The 19281-nt window shown below is 71.5% G+C and carries 17 protein-coding genes; 14 read left to right on the top strand and 3 right to left on the bottom strand.

All coding sequences use genetic code 11. The features are described 5' to 3' along the window. Positions 1-144 precede the first annotated feature (144 nt). Positions 145-1557 carry an alpha/beta hydrolase-fold protein gene (locus MQP27_RS43535; protein WP_242776087.1) on the top strand — a complete coding sequence of 471 codons (1413 nt, stop codon included), beginning with the start codon at positions 145-147 and terminating at the stop codon, positions 1555-1557. A gap of 23 nt (positions 1558-1580) precedes the next feature. Here MQP27_RS43535 and MQP27_RS43540 read toward each other — a convergent pair whose 3' ends face one another. Beyond that, complete coding sequence (locus MQP27_RS43540; RefSeq protein WP_242776090.1) at positions 1581-2159, bottom strand: TetR/AcrR family transcriptional regulator; 579 nt, start codon at positions 2157-2159, stop codon at positions 1581-1583. 106 nt (positions 2160-2265) lie between these two features. Between MQP27_RS43540 and MQP27_RS43545 the strand changes: the two genes are divergently transcribed. The 5 genes from MQP27_RS43545 to MQP27_RS43565 all read left to right on the top strand — a co-directional run bounded on the left by MQP27_RS43545 (position 2266) and on the right by MQP27_RS43565 (position 8892). Beyond that, the gene (locus MQP27_RS43545) at positions 2266-2724 is read left to right on the top strand and encodes a hypothetical protein (RefSeq protein WP_242776093.1); all 459 of its coding nucleotides are present in this window, start codon (positions 2266-2268) and stop codon (positions 2722-2724) included. Continuing rightward, positions 2724-4214, top strand: coding sequence for an MFS transporter (locus tag MQP27_RS43550; RefSeq protein WP_242776096.1), 1491 nt, complete (start codon positions 2724-2726; stop codon positions 4212-4214). Before MQP27_RS43545 ends, MQP27_RS43550 begins: the two co-directional genes overlap by 1 nt. Positions 4215-4474: 260 nt before the next feature. After that, positions 4475-6217, top strand: a complete 1743-nt coding sequence (locus MQP27_RS43555) for a SpoIIE family protein phosphatase (RefSeq protein ID WP_242776099.1) — start codon at positions 4475-4477, stop codon at positions 6215-6217. A gap of 255 nt (positions 6218-6472) precedes the next feature. Next, on the top strand, positions 6473-7504 hold the full coding sequence (locus tag MQP27_RS43560; protein ID WP_242776102.1) for a DUF3500 domain-containing protein: 1032 nt from the start codon (positions 6473-6475) through the stop codon (positions 7502-7504). Continuing rightward, entirely contained in the window at positions 7504-8892 is a 1389-nt protein-coding gene (locus MQP27_RS43565) for a HupE/UreJ family protein (RefSeq protein ID WP_242776105.1), read from the top strand. The genes MQP27_RS43560 and MQP27_RS43565 overlap by 1 nt, the downstream gene beginning before the upstream one ends. Here MQP27_RS43565 and MQP27_RS43570 read toward each other — a convergent pair. Beyond that, positions 8822-10201: a glycoside hydrolase family 43 protein gene (locus tag MQP27_RS43570; RefSeq protein ID WP_242776108.1), complete on the bottom strand. Its 1380-nt coding sequence runs from the start codon at positions 10199-10201 to the stop codon at positions 8822-8824. The genes MQP27_RS43565 and MQP27_RS43570 overlap by 71 nt on opposite strands. A 240-nt stretch (positions 10202-10441) precedes the next feature. Here MQP27_RS43570 and MQP27_RS43575 point away from each other — a divergent pair, with 240 nt between their 5' ends. From MQP27_RS43575 to MQP27_RS43590, 4 genes are all read left to right on the top strand, one after another. Further along, positions 10442-11866 (top strand): amidase, encoded by a 1425-nt coding sequence (locus MQP27_RS43575; protein ID WP_242776111.1) that lies wholly within the window; start codon positions 10442-10444, stop codon positions 11864-11866. A 143-nt stretch (positions 11867-12009) separates the two neighbouring features. After that, a complete protein-coding gene (locus MQP27_RS43580) occupies positions 12010-12219 on the top strand; it encodes an antitoxin (protein WP_242776114.1) in 210 nt (69 codons plus the stop codon). A 21-nt stretch (positions 12220-12240) separates the two neighbouring features. Further along, a complete protein-coding gene (locus tag MQP27_RS43585; protein ID WP_242776117.1) occupies positions 12241-12687 on the top strand; it encodes a type II toxin-antitoxin system PemK/MazF family toxin in 447 nt (148 codons plus the stop codon). A 195-nt stretch (positions 12688-12882) separates the two neighbouring features. Continuing rightward, a complete protein-coding gene (locus tag MQP27_RS43590; RefSeq protein WP_242776119.1) occupies positions 12883-13755 on the top strand; it encodes an alpha/beta fold hydrolase in 873 nt (290 codons plus the stop codon). On the opposite strand, the gene MQP27_RS43595 is transcribed toward MQP27_RS43590, so the two are convergent. Further along, on the bottom strand, positions 13752-14576 hold the full coding sequence (locus MQP27_RS43595; protein ID WP_242776122.1) for a TIGR02452 family protein: 825 nt from the start codon (positions 14574-14576) through the stop codon (positions 13752-13754). The genes MQP27_RS43590 and MQP27_RS43595 overlap by 4 nt on opposite strands. Positions 14577-14869: 293 nt before the next feature. On the opposite strand from MQP27_RS43595, the gene egtA reads away from it, so the two are divergent. The 4 genes from egtA to egtD are packed head-to-tail and all read left to right on the top strand — an operon-like array spanning position 14870 to position 19246. Further along, the gene (gene egtA, locus MQP27_RS43600) at positions 14870-16180 is read left to right on the top strand and encodes an ergothioneine biosynthesis glutamate--cysteine ligase EgtA (protein WP_242776125.1); all 1311 of its coding nucleotides are present in this window, start codon (positions 14870-14872) and stop codon (positions 16178-16180) included. Continuing rightward, complete coding sequence (gene egtB, locus MQP27_RS43605) at positions 16177-17496, top strand: ergothioneine biosynthesis protein EgtB (protein WP_242776128.1); 1320 nt, start codon at positions 16177-16179, stop codon at positions 17494-17496. Before egtA ends, egtB begins: the two co-directional genes overlap by 4 nt. Beyond that, positions 17496-18287 carry an ergothioneine biosynthesis protein EgtC gene (gene egtC / locus MQP27_RS43610; protein ID WP_242776130.1) on the top strand — a complete coding sequence of 264 codons (792 nt, stop codon included), beginning with the start codon at positions 17496-17498 and terminating at the stop codon, positions 18285-18287. The genes egtB and egtC overlap by 1 nt, the downstream gene beginning before the upstream one ends. Then, positions 18284-19246 (top strand): L-histidine N(alpha)-methyltransferase, encoded by a 963-nt coding sequence (gene egtD / locus MQP27_RS43615; protein WP_242776133.1) that lies wholly within the window; start codon positions 18284-18286, stop codon positions 19244-19246. Before egtC ends, egtD begins: the two co-directional genes overlap by 4 nt. Positions 19247-19281: the final 35 nt, after the last annotated feature.

A 19281-nucleotide genomic window follows, 5' to 3' on the forward strand; every position in this document is an offset into this window, starting at 1 on the left:
GTGCCACGCTCACGGAACGCCGGCTCGCCATTCCCTTTTCCACTTCCCTTCGCCGGGAAAAGTGGCTTGTTATCGCCCGCCATATACCGAGGGATCGAATCCGGCCAGCCAGTCTCATTCCCCCCACCGATGAAGGAGTTTGTTTTGGTCACCAGGCGTACTGTCATCGCCGGATCGGCCGGGATCGGCACCGCGGCCGTGTTCGGCGGCGGAGCCGTCGCGGTCGCCTCCGGCTCGGACGCCCCGGCGTCGCGGAGCGGGCACATCGTCGGCGCCACGGCGATCACCAGGGTCTACGGCGAGGGGCAGAAGCTCATCGCCGTGGCGGTCGAGTACGACCACGACATCGCCGACTCGTCGCTCTCGACCTCGTCGTTCGCGGTCGCGGACCGTACGGTCACCAAGGTCTACGCGAACCGGACCGCCGCACTCGCCGACCGGGGCCGGGACGGCCGGTATGTCGTCGTCGAGCTGTCGCCCGACGACAAGGCGGCCCTGCTGTGGGGCAAGGACGCGGTCGGTGCGTCGCCGAGCCCGACCGCGTCCACGTCCGCCTCCGCCTCTGCCTCCGCCGAGCCCAGCCCGTCGGGCAGCTCCGGCACCAACCCCGGCACCGGTGGACCGACGGCCGGCGACACCACCCCGGGCGGCCCGATCGTGCCCGCGCAGGCCACCGTCACCCAGACGGGCACGATCAGCACCAGCCGCGGCGCACGTTTCCCGGCGAGCGGAACCGCGGTGGCCACGAGCGCGGTGGTGAACCTGATCGTCGACGACTTCCGGCAGTTCACCTTCGAGGACCCGGCGACCGGCCGCACCCTCAAGTACAACCTGTTCGTCCCCAAGGGCTACGACCCGCGCAGGAAGTACCCGCTGGTGCTCTTCATGCACGACGCGAGCGTCGTCAACGTCGACACCGTGGGCCCGCTGGTCCAGGGGCTGGGCGCGGTCTGCTGGGCCAGTCCCGAGGACCAGGCCAGGCACGAGTCGTTCGTGCTCGCGCCCGAGTACGGCGAGGTGGTGATCGACGACAACTACAAGCCCACCACGCTCTTCGAGACCACCGCCCATCTCGTCGAGGCGGTGACGGAGAAGTACGCCATCGATCCCAAGCGGCGGTACACCACCGGTCAGTCGATGGGCGCGATGCTCTCCCTAGGGCTGAACATCCGGTACCCGGACCTCTTCGCGGCGGCCTACATCGTCGCCGGGCAGTGGCCGGACAGCGAGGCCGCGCCCCTGGCGCAGAAGAAGCTGTGGATCCTCGTGGCGCAGGACGACACCAAGGCCTACCCCGGTGAGAACGCCATCACCAAGGTCATCGAGGCGGCAGGCACCAAGGTCGGTACGGCGGTGTGGGACGCGGGGTCCACCGCCACCCAGTTCGCGGCGGACGTACGCAACCTGAAGAAGCAGCAGGCGCCGGTGAACTACGCCGCCTTCCAGACCGGGACGGTCACCGCCACCACCGGCGCCACGAGCCCGCACATGGGCACCTGGCAGATCGCGTACTCGATCCCCGGCATCCGCGAGTGGCTGATGAAGCAGTCCCTGTGAGCACTCTCGCCCGCACCGGACGGCTACGCCGGAGGTCGCGGACGGCCGGGTGACGGGCGGACCGGCAGGCCGCGCAGCAGTACGTCGAGGAAGAGGTCGAAGCGCGGCGCCAGGCCGTGGAGTTCACCGGCGGACTCCACGGCGCCGACCCACTGCACCACGCTCAGTCCGTAGACGGTCCAGCTCTGCTCGGCCGCCGTCTCGTCGCAGCCGGCGACCCGGAACGCCCCGACGACCCGGTCGCGCAGCCGCGCGAACGAGGCCGCGTTGTGCCGATGCGGGCGTGCGACGTGTGTGGCGTATCCGGGGACGGCCAGGAACTGGTCGTGCATGGACCAGGCCAGCTCGGCGAGCCAGTCCCGCCAGGAGTCCTCGGTCGGCTCGCCCTCCGGCAGGATCCGCTCGACCATGGTCTCGCTGATCAGGTCGAGGAGCTGGTCGCGGTCGGCGACCCAGCGGTACAGCGCCGAGTGCGAGACACCGAGGCGCCCGGCGAGCTCCCGCATGGTGAGCGTGGCCAGGTCGCTCTGCATGGCGGTGGCCACGATCAGCTCGTGACTCAGGCGGGCGGGACGCCCGATCTTGGGGGTGCGGGGCTGCATGATCCGACCCTAACGGCCAGGAGGGGATGCTTGCCGAACCACTTAGTGACCAATGGTCACTATTCTGTTAGGGTCACCTAACCACGCGAGTGATGGAGGTGGACGGGTGACCCTTGAACCGGCGTTCCCCACATGGCCGTTGGTGGTCGTGGACGTATCGGAACGGACCGGCGACGAAGCGCCGGCCGCGGTGGCGGGCGCGCTTGGCGCCGCCGTGGAGACGGCGCGGGCCCGGCGTGAGGGCTTCGCAGCCGTCGTACAAATGCCCTCGACGGTGCGGCGTGGCCCCCGCCCGGCGGCCGCGACGGAACGGGTGCGCATGCTCAGGCGGTTGCGTCCCGGGCTTGCCGAGTCCTGCCGCGGACTGGCGTTCGTGGTCTCCGCCGAGGTGCAGCGGGCCAACGCGAAGGCGATCCGGGCGGGCGCGAGGCTGTGGGGCTGCCCCACGTACACGGTCGACACCGTGGTGGCCGCACAGGCGTGGGCGCGGGAACAGCTGAAGCCCAGTGGGGATCCGGGGGACGGGCGGGACGCGCGTCGTGCGCGGGGCGGGAGCGGCGCCTGATGTGGATCCTTGTCGCCGTGGGCGGTCTGGTCCTGTCCGCACGCCGTTCGCTCCGGCGCTCCGGTACGGTTCGCGCGCCGCGGGAAGCGGCCGGACACAGGCAGGCCGGCGGTCAACCGGCCGTAGCGGTACTGCTGTTGGCCGCCTTCGGAGTCGCCGCTTGCCAGACGATCGTGCTCGCCGCGCTGCCCGTGCTGGCCCGCGACTTCGAGGTGACCACACCGTCGGCCACTTGGCTGCTCACCGCCTTCATGCTGGCCTCCGCGGTGGCCACGCCGATCGCCGGCCGTCTCGGAGACCAGTACGGGCACCGGACCGTGCTGGCCGCCGGACTCGGCTGTCTGGCCGCCGGCAGCGCGCTGGCCGCGGTCGGCGCGGACGCCGGCTGGTTCGCCGGGGCGCTGGCGGGCCGCGCGGTCCAGGGGTTGTCCGGCGGGGTGTTCCCGGCCGCCTTCGGGCTGGCCCGGGCGACGGTGCCGCCGGAGCGGCTCGGGAGAGTCGTCGCGGGTCTGAGCGCGATGTTCGGTGTGGGCGGCGCGGTCGGCATGGTCGCCGCCGGCCCGGTCGTCGGCGTCGCCGCGCCGGCCTGGCTGTTCTTGGGCTGTCTGGCCGTCGCGCTGCTCGCGCTCGCCGGAACGGCTCGACTGCCCGCGCCAGGCGCGCGGGGCGACCGTGCGCGCATCGACGTACCCGGCGCTCTGCTGCTGACCGCCGCCGTGGCCGGCCTGCTCCTGACGATCAGTCAAGGTCGGCTGTGGGGATGGTCGTCGGCGGCGATCCTCCTGACGGCTTCCGTGACCCTGGTGTCCGCGGTCGCGTTCGTGGTGACGGAGACTCGAACCCGCGAACCGCTGGTGGACCTCCGCGTGCTGGCGGGGCGCCGGCTCGCCCCGGTCAGCATCGCCACGCTGGTCGTGAGCGTGGGCATGTTCGCCGCCGTCACGCTGCTGCCGGCGCTGGCCCAGACGCCCAGCGCCGCGGGCTACGGCTTCGGCTACTCCGCCGCCCGGACCGCCCTGCTCATCGCGCCGATCGCGGCCTTCATGGTCCTGGCGGCGCCGCTCGCGGCCCGGCTCACGTCGACGGTCGGGGCGCGACGGGTGTTCCAGTCCGGCGCCGCCCTGGGCTCCGTGTCCCTGCTGGCTCTGGCGCTCGCCCACGACCACCCGTGGCAGCTCGCGTCGGCCGGGGCGGTGCTCGGCATCGCCTACGGGCTGGCCTTCGCCTCCGTCGGGAACCTGGTCGTGGGCGCCGTCGACGCGGGGCGCACCGGGGTCGCCACGGGGATGAACACGATCCTGCGCACCATCGGCGGGGCGCTCGGCGCACAGATCGCCGCCGCGATCGTGGCGGGAGCCACCCCGGCGCACGCCGCGGTACCGTCCGAGTCCGGCTACCGCGCCGCGTTCCTCGTCGCCGCCGTGATCGTCTTCCTCGCGCTGCCGGCGGTCGCGGAGCTTCCTCGCCGCGCCGAGCCGACGCGGACGTGATGGAGCCCAGCCCGCCAGCCGGGGTTCCGCAGTCGGGCAGGACCGGAGATCATTGGTCCAGGAGGTTTGACGTACCGCGGATGCGTGAACGACCGAACTGGCGTCGGCGGGCGGGGAGTTCACGCCCGGCATGGCCGTTCTTCGGGTGGCGGATCCGCGCCGCGCCGGGTAAACGGACGGCAAAAAGGGAACTCGGTCCCTGCGCGCGGGCCGTACAGGCGGGGCGGCCCCATCGGCGAAGGAGGAGGCGAGGCGAGGACATGGTCGTGCCGGAGAACCCGGAGACCACCCGGAGGCGGTCCGCGCCCACGGTCTCCGACGACCTCGGCCGTGCCCTGGAGGCCATCGGCACCGGGGCGTACGTCGTCGACGCGGAGGGCTGCATCGTCGCCGTCAACAGCCGCGCCGAGGAACTCCTGGCCCGGTCCGCCGACCAGCTGCTCGGCCACGACGCCCACGACCTGCTGCACCGCGGGCCGCAGGGCCGGCCGATGCCGAGGACGCGGTGCAGCATGCGGCAGGCCTTCCACGCCGGGCACGCGGCCCAGGGCGAGGGGGAGCACTTCGCCCGCCCGGACGGCTCGCTGCTGCGCGTGTCCTGGCTGGTCAGCCCGTACGACCTCGGCGCCGACGACACCGGGACCCTGGTCGTCTTCCACACCGCCCGGCACGAGCCGGACACCGCTCCCCCGCCCGAGCCCACCGCATCGCTCACGGAGCTGGAACGGCTGACCCTGCTGGCCGAGACCACGACCCGGCTCACCTCCACCCTCGACGCCGACGAGACACTGCGCCGGCTGGTCGGCCTGGTCGTGCCCCGGCTCGCGGACTGGGCGATCGTCGACCTGATCACGGAGCGCGACGAGGTGTGGCGCTCGGTCGTGATGCACGCCGACGGCGACAGCGTGGTGCGCCGCGAGGATCTCCAGGGGCCGATGCCGCCGGTCCCCGAGGCGTCCCCGATGCCGCTGTCCCGGGCCCTGCGCGGCGTGGCCTCCACGCTGGCCGGGCCCCAGACCTACCGACGCACCCCGGACTCCGGCATCGCCGTCGAGCAACGCCATCTGTTCGAGGCCACCGGCATGCACTCCGCGGCCATCGCCCCCATCCGCAGCACCCGCGCCGTCCTGGGCGCCCTCACCCTGGGCCGCGCCGAGAACCCGGTCCCCTTCACCCCGGCCGAACTCCCGCTGATCGAGGACATCGCGCGCCGGGCCGGCCTCGCCCTCGACAACGCCCGTCTCTACCAGCGCCAGCGCAAGGTCGCCGAGACCATGCAGAACCATCTGCTGCCGCAGATGCCCGGCGCACCGGATCTGCAGATGACCGCCCGCTACCTGCCCGCGCCCGACGCGTCACAGGTCGGCGGGGACTGGTACGACGCCTTCCGGCTGTCCGACGGCTCCACCGCCCTGGCCATCGGCGACGTCGTCGGCCACGACCTGGAGGCCGCGGCCGGTATGGCCCAGGTGCGCAACATGCTGCGCGCCTACGCCTGGTCCCAGCAGGAGCCGCCCAGCCGGATCGTCGAGCGGCTCGACCAGGCGGTCCAGCACATCACCGACGTCACCATGGCCACCATGGTCTTCGGCAGGCTCGAGGAGACCGACACCGGGGACTGGCGGCTGTCGTGGACCAACGCGGGCCATCCGCCGCCGCTGCTGATCACCCACGACGGCCTGGCCCAGTACCTCACCGACGGCCACGGCATCCTTCTGGGCGTCGGCGCCACCGCCCCGCGTCCCGACGCGACGGCCGCCGTGCCGCCCGGCGCCACCCTGGTGCTGTACACCGACGGCCTCATCGAAGCGCCCGGCCACAGCCTCGACACGGGTCTGAACCGGTTGCGCCGCCATGCCGCCGCCCTCGTCCACCGTCCTCTGTCCTCGTTCACCGACCTGCTTCTGCAGCGCGTCCGCCCGACCACGAACGACGACGACGTCGCTCTCCTGGCTCTGCGGACGCCTGCCCGGGACGACAGCCTGAAATCCACGGGCAGCTGACACAGCATCACACAGCGAAATCTGTGGGTTGTTCGATTCGGTCCACAGGGCCGGCTGGTCGAATTTATCTCGCCCAGACAACGGTGCAGGGCCCCACAAAAGCCCCGTTTGTTCTGGTTGCGCGAAATCATTCTCAGCCTACCCGAAGAAGGGACCTTCAAGGTGCCGGAAAACAATACTCATCGCCGGTTACGGAATCGGTGGAAGCGGGCCGGTGTGGCCTTCGCAGCAGGTACTGCCCTTCTTTTCGGGGCGGTGTACGTCAATGCCAACGCGGCGACCACTTCGAGCAATTCGAGCGATTCAAGTGATTCGAGCGAGGCGGCGACCACCACGGCGGCGTCCTCTTCCGTCTCGGACGTCGTCGACGCGGCCAACGCCTTCCTGGACACCCTGGACGACGACCAGCAGTCCGAGGTGCTCCTCGACTTCACCGAGGCGAACGCCACCGCCTGGTCCAACCTGCCGTGCGGTTCGACCTGCCGCGTCGGCATCGAGTTCAGCACGCTCAGCGACACCCAGCTGACCGCGGCCAAGGCCGTGATCGAGGCGGCCACCGGCACCGGCAGCGGTACCGGGTACGACCAGATCACGCAGATCCTGGCGGCCGACGACTACCTCGGCGAGACCGCCAGCGGCTACGGCAGCGGCAACTACTACCTGGCGTTCCTCGGCACCCCGAGCACCAGCGGCACCTGGCAGCTGCACTTCGGCGGCCATCACCTCGCGCTCAACCTCACCTACAAGGACGGCGAGGTCGAGGGCACCACGCCGTACTTCGTCGGGGTGGAGCCGACCAGCTGGACGGAGGACGGCACCTCGTACGAGCCGTTGGCCGCGCAGAGCGACGCCATGCAGTCCATGCTGAGCAGCCTGAGCACCAGCGAGTTGTCGGAGGCGAAGCTCTCGGAGTCGTTCAGCGACGTGCTGCTCGGCCCGGGTGACGACGGCGACTTCCCGACCACCAAGGAGGGCCTCGCGGTCAGCGAACTCACGTCCGCACAGCAGAAGTTGGTGCTGGCAGCCATCACCCCGTGGGTGGAGGTGGCGGACGACACGACCGCCGAGTCGGTGCTGAGCACCTATGAGTCGGAGCTCGACGAGACCTACATCGCGTACTCCGGCGGGACCGACTTCGACACCCAGGGTGACTACGTCCGCATCGACGGACCCGGCGTCTGGATCGAGTTCGTCTGCCAGGACGGCGTGGTCTACACGAGCAAGATCCACTACCACACCGTCTACCGGGACCACAACACCGACTACGGGGGAGAGTTCTCGTTCTGATGAACCGCCTGCCGATCTCCCCCTCGCGTGCGCTGCGCACGCTGGCCGGGATCGTGCTGACGGTGACGGCGGCGCTGCTTCTGGCAGCGCCGCCCGCCGCCGCGCATCCCATGCCCCACTCGGTGCTGCTGCTCGATGTGCACGAGACGTCGGTCTCCGCCGAACTGGAACTGCCGGCCGGTGACTTCTCCCGGGCCTCCGGCATCACCCTGGACGACTCGACCACGGCCGAGGAACTGTCGGAGCGGACCCCCGCGATCCGCCGCTACCTGGCCGCCCACGTCCACCTCACGACCCGTCAGGGCAAGGCCTGGTCCGTGGCGTTCGGAGCCATGGCGCTGGGCCGGACGTCGCAGACCTCCACCGGCACCTATCGCGAACTGACCGTGCGGGCCACGCTCACGCCGCCCGCCGGCGGGGACCCGCGCCGCTTCCTCCTCGACTACGACGCCGTCGTCCACCAGGTCGTCACCCACACCGTCCTGGTCTCCGTGCGCCAGGACTGGGCCGCGGGGAAGGTGGCCGACTCCGCGACCCAGGTCGGCGTCATCCGCATCGACCCGCGCACGATGACCATCGCCCCGCTCACGGTGAACCTGGAGAGCGGAAGCTTCTGGAGCGGGACCTACGCGATGTTCCGGCTCGGTGCCCACCACATCCTCGAAGGCACCGACCACCTGCTGTTCCTGCTCATCCTGCTGCTGCCCGCGCCCCTGCAAGCGGCCGGGAGGCGCTGGAGCGGGCTCGTGACCGGTTCGGTCGCCGTCCGCCGCATCGCCAGGACCACGCTCGCATTCACCCTCGGGCATTCCGCCGCGCTCGCCGTGAGCGCTTTCGGCCGTCTCGACATTCCGGCCCAGCCGGTCGAGGTTTTCATCGCCCTGAGCATTCTTGTCGGGGCCGTTCATGCCATGCGTCCGCTTTTCCCCGGTCACGAGGCCGTCGTCGCCGGTGTTTTCGGCCTCGGGCACGGACTGGCCTTTTCGCTCACTCTCGCCGAAATGAACCTTTCCACCCCGCAGTTGGCCCTCAGCCTCGCGGGATTCAATCTCGGCATCGAATGCGTGCAACTGCTTCTGGTCCTTCTCGCCCTGCCGAGCCTGATCCTCCTCAGCCGGCTGCGCAGGCACTCCGTGGTGCGCAGTGCCTGCGCGGCGCTGACCGCCTGCGCGGCCCTCGGCTGGCTGCTGGACCGCCTCGGGCTGGCCAACCCGGTGGCCCGGGCGGCGGACGGCGCCGGCACGCACACGTCCCAGCTGCTCGCCGTCCTCGCCACCGCCGCTCTGCTCGCCACCGCCTGGATGACCACCGCCTGGGTCAGCTCCAGGCAGTCACCGGTACGAACGAGCCGTCCTGCCGGAACAGATCCGTCCCGTCCGTCAGGTTGAGGACCAGCTGGTAGTTGTAGTGGCGCAGGTAGTAGCCGGGATAGTTGTACGACTCCCAGCGGATCGAGCCGGACGAGGAGCCCGTGCGGGCGATGAACGTCGCGTCCTTGGCGAAGGTCGACGTCCCGTCGTCGGCGTCGAAGCGGGCCCGGTAGTTGTAGTGGCGCAGGTAGTTGCCGGAGGCGTCACGGAAGGAGAAGCCGTTCGAGTCGGCGAGGCCCGCCACCACGGTGAAGGTGGACGCCGACTTCTCCGCACTGGTGCTGGAGCTCGTCACCACGGGGAGGTTGAGGAGCGAGGACTGCTCCTGCCAGTAGCGGGTGGTGTAGTTGGCCGACCGGAAGGAGCGCGTGACGTTCTTCGCGAGGCTCGGGCCGCCCGACACGGTCTCCTTGATGACCGTGAAGTGGCGGGCCGTGCCGGAGATGGCGGGCAGGGCCTTCGGGGTGCTCCAGGTGGCGAAGGTGTCGTAGCTGTCGCTGTAGTAGTAGTTGCCGTCGCCGTAGCCGTCGAAGAAGATCCGCCAGCCGCCGTTGTCGAGCTGGATCACGGACGGGCCCTCGCGGTAGCTGCCCCAGCCGGCCCAGTCGCCGGTCCTGGAGATCGTGTACGGGCCGGCGAGGCTGGACGCCGTGCCGTACTCGATGTACTTCGCCGTCTCGTTCTTGGTGAACGCGTGGTAGGTCGAGCCGGTCCGCACGATGTAGGTGTCGATGTGGTTCGAGCCGATGCCGGACAGCGCGACCGGTGAAGTCCACGCCGTGAGCGCGGAGTTGGTCGCGGTGAGCAGATACGGCGTGAAGATCCACTCGTCGCTGGTGAGCGAGCAGGACACGATGATGTTGACGCTGCCGTCGCTGTCGACGAACCACTCCGGCGCCCACGCCCGGGACAGGTTCGTGATCGGGACCGTGTAGTCGTACAGGAAGGTCCAGTTGACGCGGTCCGGGCTGCGGGCGAAGCCGATGGTCGTGCTGACGTCCTGCCAGGTGTGCGTGGTGTAGGTGATGTAGTAGTAGCCGTCCGTGTGCTTGAAGACGCTCGCGTCGCGGATGCGGTTGCTCGGCGGGGTGTACGCGGAGGACTGCACGAGGCGGAAGTCGGTGGCGTCGTCGGACTGGTAGACGTTGACCGTGCCGTCGTCGCTGTTGAGGAACGGCACGATCGTGTACCGGGTGGCGGAGCCGCTCGCCGGTGCGGCGGCGAAGGCGCCGCCGGGCAGTTCGCCCAGCAGCACGGCCGAGGCGGGCAGGGCGGCCATCGCTCGCAGCAGGGTACGGCGGGACAGGCTGGGGGGACGTGTGGTCACGGCGGCTCTCCCTGGTACGAAAACATCACTCCAATGTCCGACATGCCGAACAAGGTTCGGAAAGTCGATCAGAAGGTAAGGGTGAGGTTTCTGGGACGTCAATGCTTCGCACACGACTCGCCGAGCCCTGTGTGCACGCTGTGGCGCGCACGTCCAACTGCCGGTCCCCGCAAGGCGTTCCGGCGAAGCGCTTTCGGACGTTACCGTTCGGTAGACAGTGTCGTCCCGGAGGTGTGCCGCATGACGCCAGACCGTTCCGCAGGCTTGCTGGAGACCGCGCGTGCGCTGGCCGACGGCGCCTGCACCTCCCGGGCGCTCGTCGAGCGGACTCTCGCGCGGATCGAGGCGACCCAGCCCTCCCTCAACGCCTTCCGGATCGTTCGCACCGAGGCCGCGCTCGCCGAAGCGGAGGCCGCGGACAAGGAGTTGGCCGCCGGAGTGCGCAAGCCGCTGCTGGGGGTGCCCGTCGCCGTCAAGGACGACATGGACGTCGCGGGCGAGCCGACGGCCTTCGGCTGCGAAGGCGAGTGGCCGGCCGTCGCCGAGGACGGGGAGGCGGTACGGCGGCTGCGCGCGGCCGGGGCCGTGATCGTCGGGAAGACCAACACCTGCGAGTTCGGGCAGTGGCCGTTCACGGAGGGACCGGCGTTCGGCGCGACCCGCAACCCCTGGAACCCCGAGCACACGCCGGGCGGTTCCTCGGGAGGTTCAGCCGCCGCCGTGGCCGCCGGACTCGTGCCCGCCGCGCTCGGCTCGGACGGCGCCGGGTCCGTGCGCATCCCCGCCTCCTGGACGCACCTCATCGGCATCAAGCCGCAGCGCGGCCGCATCTCGACCTGGCCGCGCGGCGAGTCCTTCCAGGGCATCACCGTCAACGGCACCCTCGCCCGCACGGTCGCCGACGCCGCCCTGCTCCTCGACGCGGCCGCCGGCAACCACGAGCGGGACCCGCACCGGCCGCCGGCCATCGACGCCTCCGGGGCCGTCGGCCGCGAGCCAGGGCGGCTGCGCATCGCGCTCTCCCTCAAGCCGCCGTTCACCGCCCTGCCCGCCCGCCTCCAGCCGGAGGTGCGCCGCCAGGTCCTTCAACTCGCCGAGACGATCAGCGGGTTGGGGCACGCGGTCGAGGAGGCCGACCCGCCCTACGGCCAGATCGGGCTCACCTTCATCCCCCGCGCCACCGTCGGCCTCGCCGAGCGCGTCGGCGACGCCCCCTTCCCCGCGCTCCTCGACCGCCGCACCCGCGACGCCGCCCGGCTGGGCCGGCTCCTGGGCGGGGCACCCCTGCGGGCGGCACGGCGGGCGGAGGCGGTGCTGCACCGTCGTATCGGCGGATTCTTCGAGTCGTACGACGTGGTCCTCGCGCCCACCACGGCCGCTCCCCCACCGCGCATCGGGGCGATGCTGCCGCTGAGCGGCTTCGCGACCGACCGGGCGATGATCGCCGCGTGCCCCTACGCCTGGCCGTGGAACGTGCTGGGCTGGCCCGGTGTCAACGTGCCCGCCGGGTTCGTGGGCGGCGGGCTGCCGGTCGGTGCGCAGCTGCTCGGTCCGGCCGGCAGCGAGCCGCTGCTGATCTCGCTCGCCGCGCAACTGGAGGCGGAACTGCGCTGGCACGAGGCGTGGCCGCCGGGGCGGGCCGTGACGGATTCCCCGGCGGCGTAAGGGGGTTGGGCCCGTGGTCCCGTCTTTTCGTGCCCCCGCTTTCGTGCCCCCGGTGCTTCGAGCGCCCTCTTGTCCGCTCGCTTTCCGCGCCAGGAGCATCGCCATGTGCACGGTCACGGGCGCAACCGGAGGAGGACACCCCGATGTTCGAGTCCCTGAAGAACCTCAAGGACAAGGCCGAGGACGTCGCCGAGGCCCATGGCGAGGCCATCGGTGACGGGCTGGAGAAGGCGGGCGACCTGATCGACGAGAAGACGGACGGCAAGTACGGCGACCAGATCGACACCGGCGTGGACAAGGCCCAGGCCCTGGTCGAGCGCCTGGGCGAACAGGCCCGGGAATCCGGCAACTGACCTGTCCTCTAAGGTGCGTGCGTGACTGCGTCTACCGAAGAGAACGTTCCGGGCCGCTTCGGGCCCACCGCCACCACCGAGGCCGATCCGCGCGAGGTCGGCACGGTGCGCACCGAGTACGCGCCCGCACACGACGGCGACCCCGACCCCGGCGAGATCGTGTGGACCTGGGTCCCCTTCGAGGAGAACGACGGCCGCGGCAAGGACCGGCCGGTCCTGGTCGTCGCCCGGGAGCCGGCCGGCACGCTGCTCGCGGTGCAGCTGTCCAGCAAGCGGCACGACGGCGACCGCGAGTGGGTGGCGATCGGCAGCGGACCGTGGGACAGGTCGGGGCGCGACTCCTGGGTCGACGTGGACCGGGTACTGCGCCTGCACGAGGCCGGGATGCGCCGCGAGGCGTGCGCCCTGGACCGGGGCCGGTTCAACCTGGTCCGGCACCGGCTGCACGAGCGCTACGGCTGGAACTGAACAACGCGCGGGACGGGAACCCGACCCGTCCCTTCGCCATCTTCCTGGGTGAGTCCCCCGCAGCCATCCCCCGTCTGCGGGGGACTCGCCTTGCCCGCCTAACTCTCTAATTCCCCTTGACTGGTTAGCCCGGGGGTGCTTGACTCCACTCGTAACCACTGAATGCAAGATCAACGGTTAGACAGGGAGTCGGGCATGGCGACCATCCACCACCGTTACGCGACCGTTCGCGGCCGGCGGCTGTTCTACCGGGAGGCGGGCCCCGTCGACGCTCCCGCCATCGTGCTGCTGCACGGCTTCCCCACCAGCTCGTTCATGTTCCGCAACCTCATCCCGCTGCTCGCCGACCGCTACCACGTGATCGCCCCCGACCACCTGGGCTTCGGCCTGTCCGACGCGCCGTCCGTCGACGAGTTCGACTACACCTTCGACGCCCTGGCCGACCTGACCAGGGACCTGCTGGCACAGATCGGGGTGGACAGGTACGCCCTGTACGTGCAGGACTACGGCGCGCCCGTCGGCTGGCGGCTCGCGCTGGCGGACCCGGACGCGGTCACGGCGATCGTCAGCCAGAACGGCAACGGCTACGAGGCGGGGTTCGCGGAGAAGTTCTGGACGCCGATACGCGCGTACTGGCAGGCCCGGACCCCCGAGACCGAGGCGTCGATGCGCGAGGCGCTGACCCTGGAGGTCACCAAGTGGCAGTACCTGCACGGGGTGCCCGACGAGAGCCTGGTCAGCCCCGACACCTGGGAGCACGACTTCGCCCTGCTGTCCCGACCCGGCAACGACCTGGTGCAGTTGCAGCTGTTCGCCGACTACGCCGGCAACCTGCCGCTCTACCCGAAGCTGCACGCCTATCTGCGCGACAGCCGTGTGCCCCTGCTCGCGGTGTGGGGCCGCAACGACGAGATCTTCCAGGCCCCGGGCGCGCTCGCCTTCGCCGAGGACTCCCCCGACGCCGAGATCTGCCTCCTCAACGGCGGGCACTTCCTGCTGGAGAGCCACCTCGACGCAGTCGCGGGGATCATCCGGAGCTTCCTGGAGCGGTCTCTGCCGGAACGCTAGGGCTGCAACTGGCGCTCCGGGAACGCCCGTACGAAGGCGGCTCGGGTCGTGCTGCCCGGCGTACGGTCCAGAATCCCGAACGCCACGTGCTCGAAGGTGCGGGCGAAGCGGCCGTCGGCGAGGAGCAGCGCGCGGAAGGCGTCGGCCACCTGCGCCGGCTCGTTCTGGAACACCCCGCAGCCCCAGGCGCCCAGCACCAGTCTCCGGTAGCCGTTCGCCGCGGCCGTCTCCAGCACCCGCTCGGCGCGGACGGCAAGGGCTCCCGGGAGGTCCGCGGCCCGCTCCGGGGTCGTACGGCGTACAACTCCCGCGTTCGGTGCCGCGGCCGTCAGGAAGCCCGCCGTGTACGGCTCGTCCAGCAGACGGCCGCGGTCGTCGCGGAAGACGGGGACGGACGGCGAGTGGATGACGCGGTCCGTGTAGAAGGCGTCGCGGTGGGAGCGGTGGTGGTCGTAGAACTCCGGGGCCCGCAGCAGGCAGGTGTACAGCGCGGAGGCGCGGCACAGGGCCTCTTCCTGGGCCTGGGCGCCGTTGAGGAAACCGCCGCCGGGGTTGCGGGCCGAGGCGAAGTTCAGAACGGCGACCTCGCCGCCGAGCCGGCGGGCGGCCTCCAGGCTGCTCTCGCCCGTGACCTCGAAGAACGTGTCGACGGGAACGACCTCGGGGACGGGCACGGGCTCCGGGCCGTACATGCGCGTACCGGCTCGCGCCGCCTCCACCGCCGTACCGATGGACACCTCACGGCCGTCGGAGGAGCGATACGTCCCCGCCGCGACGATCTGCTCCGTCTCGCGCGCGATGCCGCGCAGGCGCGCGCTCATGGCGCCACCCCCGTGTGCGCCACGCTCGCACGCCCTGCGCGCTCCCCCGTCGTGCTCATGCAGGCATCGTGGGCGATGCTGGACATGCGGTGCAACGGAGTTTTTTCCGCGTCCGCGAACAGCTGGGAAAGCCGCAGGAAACGTCGGGAACGAGGAGATTACCGAGCCGGAACGTGCCGGTACGCACCCTTGTGCGAATCGACATCAGGGTTTTGGGTGGGACGAGTGCCGCCGTCCGGGCACCTGACGGGCCGGGTCGGCGGCATGGTGGAACCTCAGAAAGGGATCCCGACATGTCCGATTCCGCCACCGACTGCAGCGACTGTACGGAGCCTCGCACCGCCCTGACCGAAGCCGAGGTGGAGGCGCTGGTCAGGGGCATCTGCTTCAAGACCGGCCCGCCTCGCGGCCTCGGGGTCGAAGTCGAATGGCTCGTCCACGAGCTGCGGATGCCGCAGCTCCCCGTGACACCCGAACGACTCGCAGCGGCCTACGCCGCACTGCGCACCGTGCCCCTGAGGTCGGCGCTCACCGTTGAGCCCGGCGGCCAGCTGGAGCTGAGCTCGCCGCCCGCCACCTCCCTGATGGAGTGCATCGGTACCGTCTCCGCCGACCTCGACGCCGTCCGCACGGCGCTCGCCGAGCACGGTCTCGGCCTCGTCGGCATCGGCCACGACCCCTGGCACCAGCCCCGCCGGTTCCTGCACGAACCGCGCTACGACGCCATGGAGACCTGCCTCGACCGGACCGGACCGGCCGGTCGCCGCATGATGTGCACCTCGGCCTCCGTCCAGGTCTGCCTGGACGCCGGGTACGAGGAGCCCGGCCCGCTCGGCCACGGGCGGCGCTGGTGGCTGGCGCACCAGCTGGGGGCGGTCCTGGTGGCCGCCTTCGCCAACTCCCCGCTGGCCGGGCACGAGCCCACGGGCTGGCGCTCCACCCGGCAGCTGACATGGATGGAGATCGGCGCGGGCCGGGCGGGCGCGCCCGAGCTCGACGGCGACCCGCGCACGGCCTGGGCCCGGCACGTCCTGGACGCCCCGGTGATGTGCGTACGCCAGGAGGGCGGACCCTGGGACGTGCCCGAGGGCCTGACCTTCCGGGAGTGGACCAGGTCGGGGGCGCCGCGGCCGCCGACCCGGGAGGACCTCGACTACCACATCACGACACTGTTCCCGCCGGTCAGACCGCGCGGTTTCCTCGAACTGCGGATGATCGACGCACAGCCCGGCGACGACGGGTGGATCGTGCCGCTGGCCGTGACGGCGGCGCTGTTCGAGGACGCGGAGGCCGCCGAGACCGCCTACCGGACCGTGAAGCCGCTGGCCGAGCGCTCCGTCGGGCTGCCGGCCCCGCACAACCCGCTGTGGACCGACGCCGCCCGGCACGCCCTCGCCGATCCGGAGCTGCAGGAGGCGGCCGTCGCCTGCTTCGAGGCGGCACTGGACGCGCTGCCCCGGCTCGGCGCGACCACCTCCGTCACCGACGCCGTGACGGCGTACCTGGACCGCTATGTCGTCCAGGGCCGCACCCCCGCCGACGACCTGCTGGACCGACTGCGCGGCACGGACGACCGCGCCCATGGGAAGGACACCCGCACATGACCGACCCCGCCATCGACGCCGAAGCGCTCCGGGAGCGGGCCCTGACCACCCTCACCACCGCCCGTGCCCGCACCACGCTGCTGACCAGCTGCGTCGAGGACCCCGACCTCACCGCCCAGCACTCGCCGCTGATGTCCCCGCTGGTCTGGGACCTCGCCCACATCGGCAACCAGGAGGAGCTGTGGCTGCTGCGGGCCGTCGCCGGCCGGGACGCGATGCGCCCCGAGATCGACGGCCTGTACGACGCCTTCGAGCACCCGCGTTCCGAACGCCCGTCGCTGCCGCTGCTGCCGCCCGGCGAGGCCCGCGCTTACGCGGCCGAGGTGCGCGGCCGGGTGATGGACGTGCTGGAGAGCGCCGACTTCCACGGGACGCGGCTGACGGAGGCGGGCTTCGCCTTCGGGATGATCGCTCAGCACGAACAGCAGCACGACGAAACGATGCTGATCACCCATCAGCTGCGGAAGGGCCCGCAGGCCCTGACCGCCCCGGATCCGGAGCCGGTCCCGCTGTTCACCGGCCCGTCCGAAGTCCTCGTCCCCGGCGGCCCGTTCACCATGGGCACCTCCACCGAGCCGTGGGCGCTGGACAACGAACGCCCGGCGCACCGGCGCGAGGTGGCCCCCTTCCACATCGACACGACACCGGTCACCAACGGCGCCTACCAGGCGTTCATCGAGGACGGCGGCTACGACAACGAGCGCTGGTGGACCGCGGCCGGCTGGGCGCACATCCGCGAACACTCCATCCACGCACCGCTGTTCTGGAAGCGCGACGGCAAGCAGTGGCTGCGGCGCCGCTTCGGCGTCACCGAGGTGGTGCCGGCCGACGAGCCCGTGCTGCACGTGAGCTGGTACGAGGCCGACGCCTACGCCCGCTGGGCCGGCCGGCGGCTGCCCACCGAGGCCGAGTGGGAGAAGGCCGCCCGGCACGACCCGGCGACCGGCCGTTCGATGCGCTACCCGTGGGGCGACGCCGACCCGGCGCCGGAGCACGCCAACCTCGGCCAGCGCCATCTGCGCCCGGCCCCGGCGGGCAGCTACCCGGCCGGTGAATCGCCGCTCGGCGTACGGCAGTTGATCGGCGACGTGTGGGAGTGGACCGCCAGCGACCTCACGCCCTACCCGGGCTTCCAGGCCTTCCCCTACAAGGAGTACTCGGAGGTGTTCTTCGGGCCGGAGTACAAGGTGCTGCGCGGCGGTTCGTTCGCCGTGGACCCGGTGGCCTGCCGGGGGACGTTCCGCAACTGGGACTACCCGATCCGGCGGCAGATCTTCTCAGGGTTCCGCACCGCCCGGTCCGCGGGGGCCGTCTGATGTGCCGTCACCTGGCCTATCTGGGACCCGAGGAGCCGCTCGGCAGACTCCTCGTGGAGCCCGCGCACAGCCTGTACCGGCAGTCGTGGGAACCCCGGCGACAGCGGTACGGGACGGTCAACGCCGATGGTTTCGGGGTGGGTTGGTACGCCGAGGGCGACCCGGTGCCGGCCCGCTACCGCCGGGCCGGGCCCATCTGGGCGGACCTGTCCTTCGCCGACCTGGCGCGGGTGATCCGCACCGGGGCGCTGCTGGCCGCCGTACGCGACGCGACCCTGTCGGGTGCCGACGCCGAGGCCGCGGCGGCGCCCTATGCGAGCGGGCCGTGGCTGTTCAGCCACAACGGTGCGGTCAAGGGGTGGCCGCGTTCGCTGTCCCCGCTCGTGCCGAGCCTGCCCGCGGCGGATGTGCTCTCACTGGAGGCGCGAAACGACTCCGCGCTGGTGTGGGCGCTGGTCCTGGCGCGGCTGCGGGGCGGTGACGAGGAAGGGCAGGCGCTGGCCGACACGGTGCTGGAGGTCGCCGAGGCGGCCCCCGGCTCCCGGCTGAACCTGCTGCTCACCAACGGCGAGAGCATCACCGCCACCACCTGGGGCGACACCCTCTGGTACCTCCACCGACCCGGCCGCGGCACCGTCGTGGCCTCCGAGCCCTACGACGACGACCCGCACTGGCAGGAGGTCCCCGACCGCACCCTCCTCGCGGCGAGCCGCACCGACGTACTGCTGACGCCTCTGAAAGAGCCGAGCGACACCTTGGCCACCGCACTGCCGAAGGAGCCCCGTACGTGAGTCCGTTCCTTCTCACCCGCACCCTGCCCGAGGACGCCACGGACGCGGCGCTGCGCGCCGACGTCCACCACGGCCTCACGGGCACCCCCAAGACGCTGCCGCCGAAATGGTTCTACGACGCCCACGGCAGCGAGCTGTTCGAGCAGATCACCGAACTGCCCGAGTACTACCCCACCCGCGCCGAGCGGGAGATCCTCATCGCCCGCTCCGGCGAGATCGCCGCGGCGACGCACGCCCGCACCCTGGTCGAGCTCGGCTCCGGATCCTCGGAGAAGACGCGGTACCTGCTCGACGCGCTGACCGGGCTGCACACGTACGTGCCCGTCGACGTCAGCGAGAGCGCGCTCACGCAGGCCGGACAGGCGCTCGTCGCGGAGCGTCCCGGGCTCCAGGTGCACGCCCTGATCGCCGACTTCACGGCGGGCCTCACCCTGCCGGACACGCCGGGCCCCCGGCTGCTCGCCTTCCTCGGCGGCACGATCGGCAACCTGCTGCCGGCCGAACGCGCCGCCTTCTTCGCCGCCGTCCGCTCACTCCTGTCCCCCGGTGACGCGCTGCTGCTCGGCACCGACCTGGTGAAGGACGAGAAGGTGCTCGTCGAGGCGTACGACGACGCGGCCGGGGTGACGGCGGCGTTCAACAAGAACGTGCTCACCGTCGTCAACCGCGAGCTGCACGCCGACTTCGATCCCGGCGCCTTCGACCATGTCGCCCTGTGGGACGCCGCGAACGAGTGGATCGAGATGCGGCTGCGCTCCCGCACCGCACAGACGGTGAAGATCCCCGCGCTGGACCTCGCCGTCGACTTCGCCGAGGGCGAGGAGCTGCGCACCGAGGTGTCGGCGAAGTTCCGCAAGGAGGGCGTGCGGGCCGAGCTGGCCGCGGCGGGACTGGATCTCGCGCACTGGTGGACGGACCAGGAGGGCCGCTTCGCGCTGTCGCTGAGCGTGGCGCGCTGAGCGTGGCGCGCTGACCTCTCCATACGGCGGGGCGG

It is taken from the genome of Streptomyces cylindrosporus, assembly GCF_022698165.1.
Taxonomy (GTDB): domain Bacteria; phylum Actinomycetota; class Actinomycetes; order Streptomycetales; family Streptomycetaceae; genus Streptomyces; species Streptomyces cylindrosporus.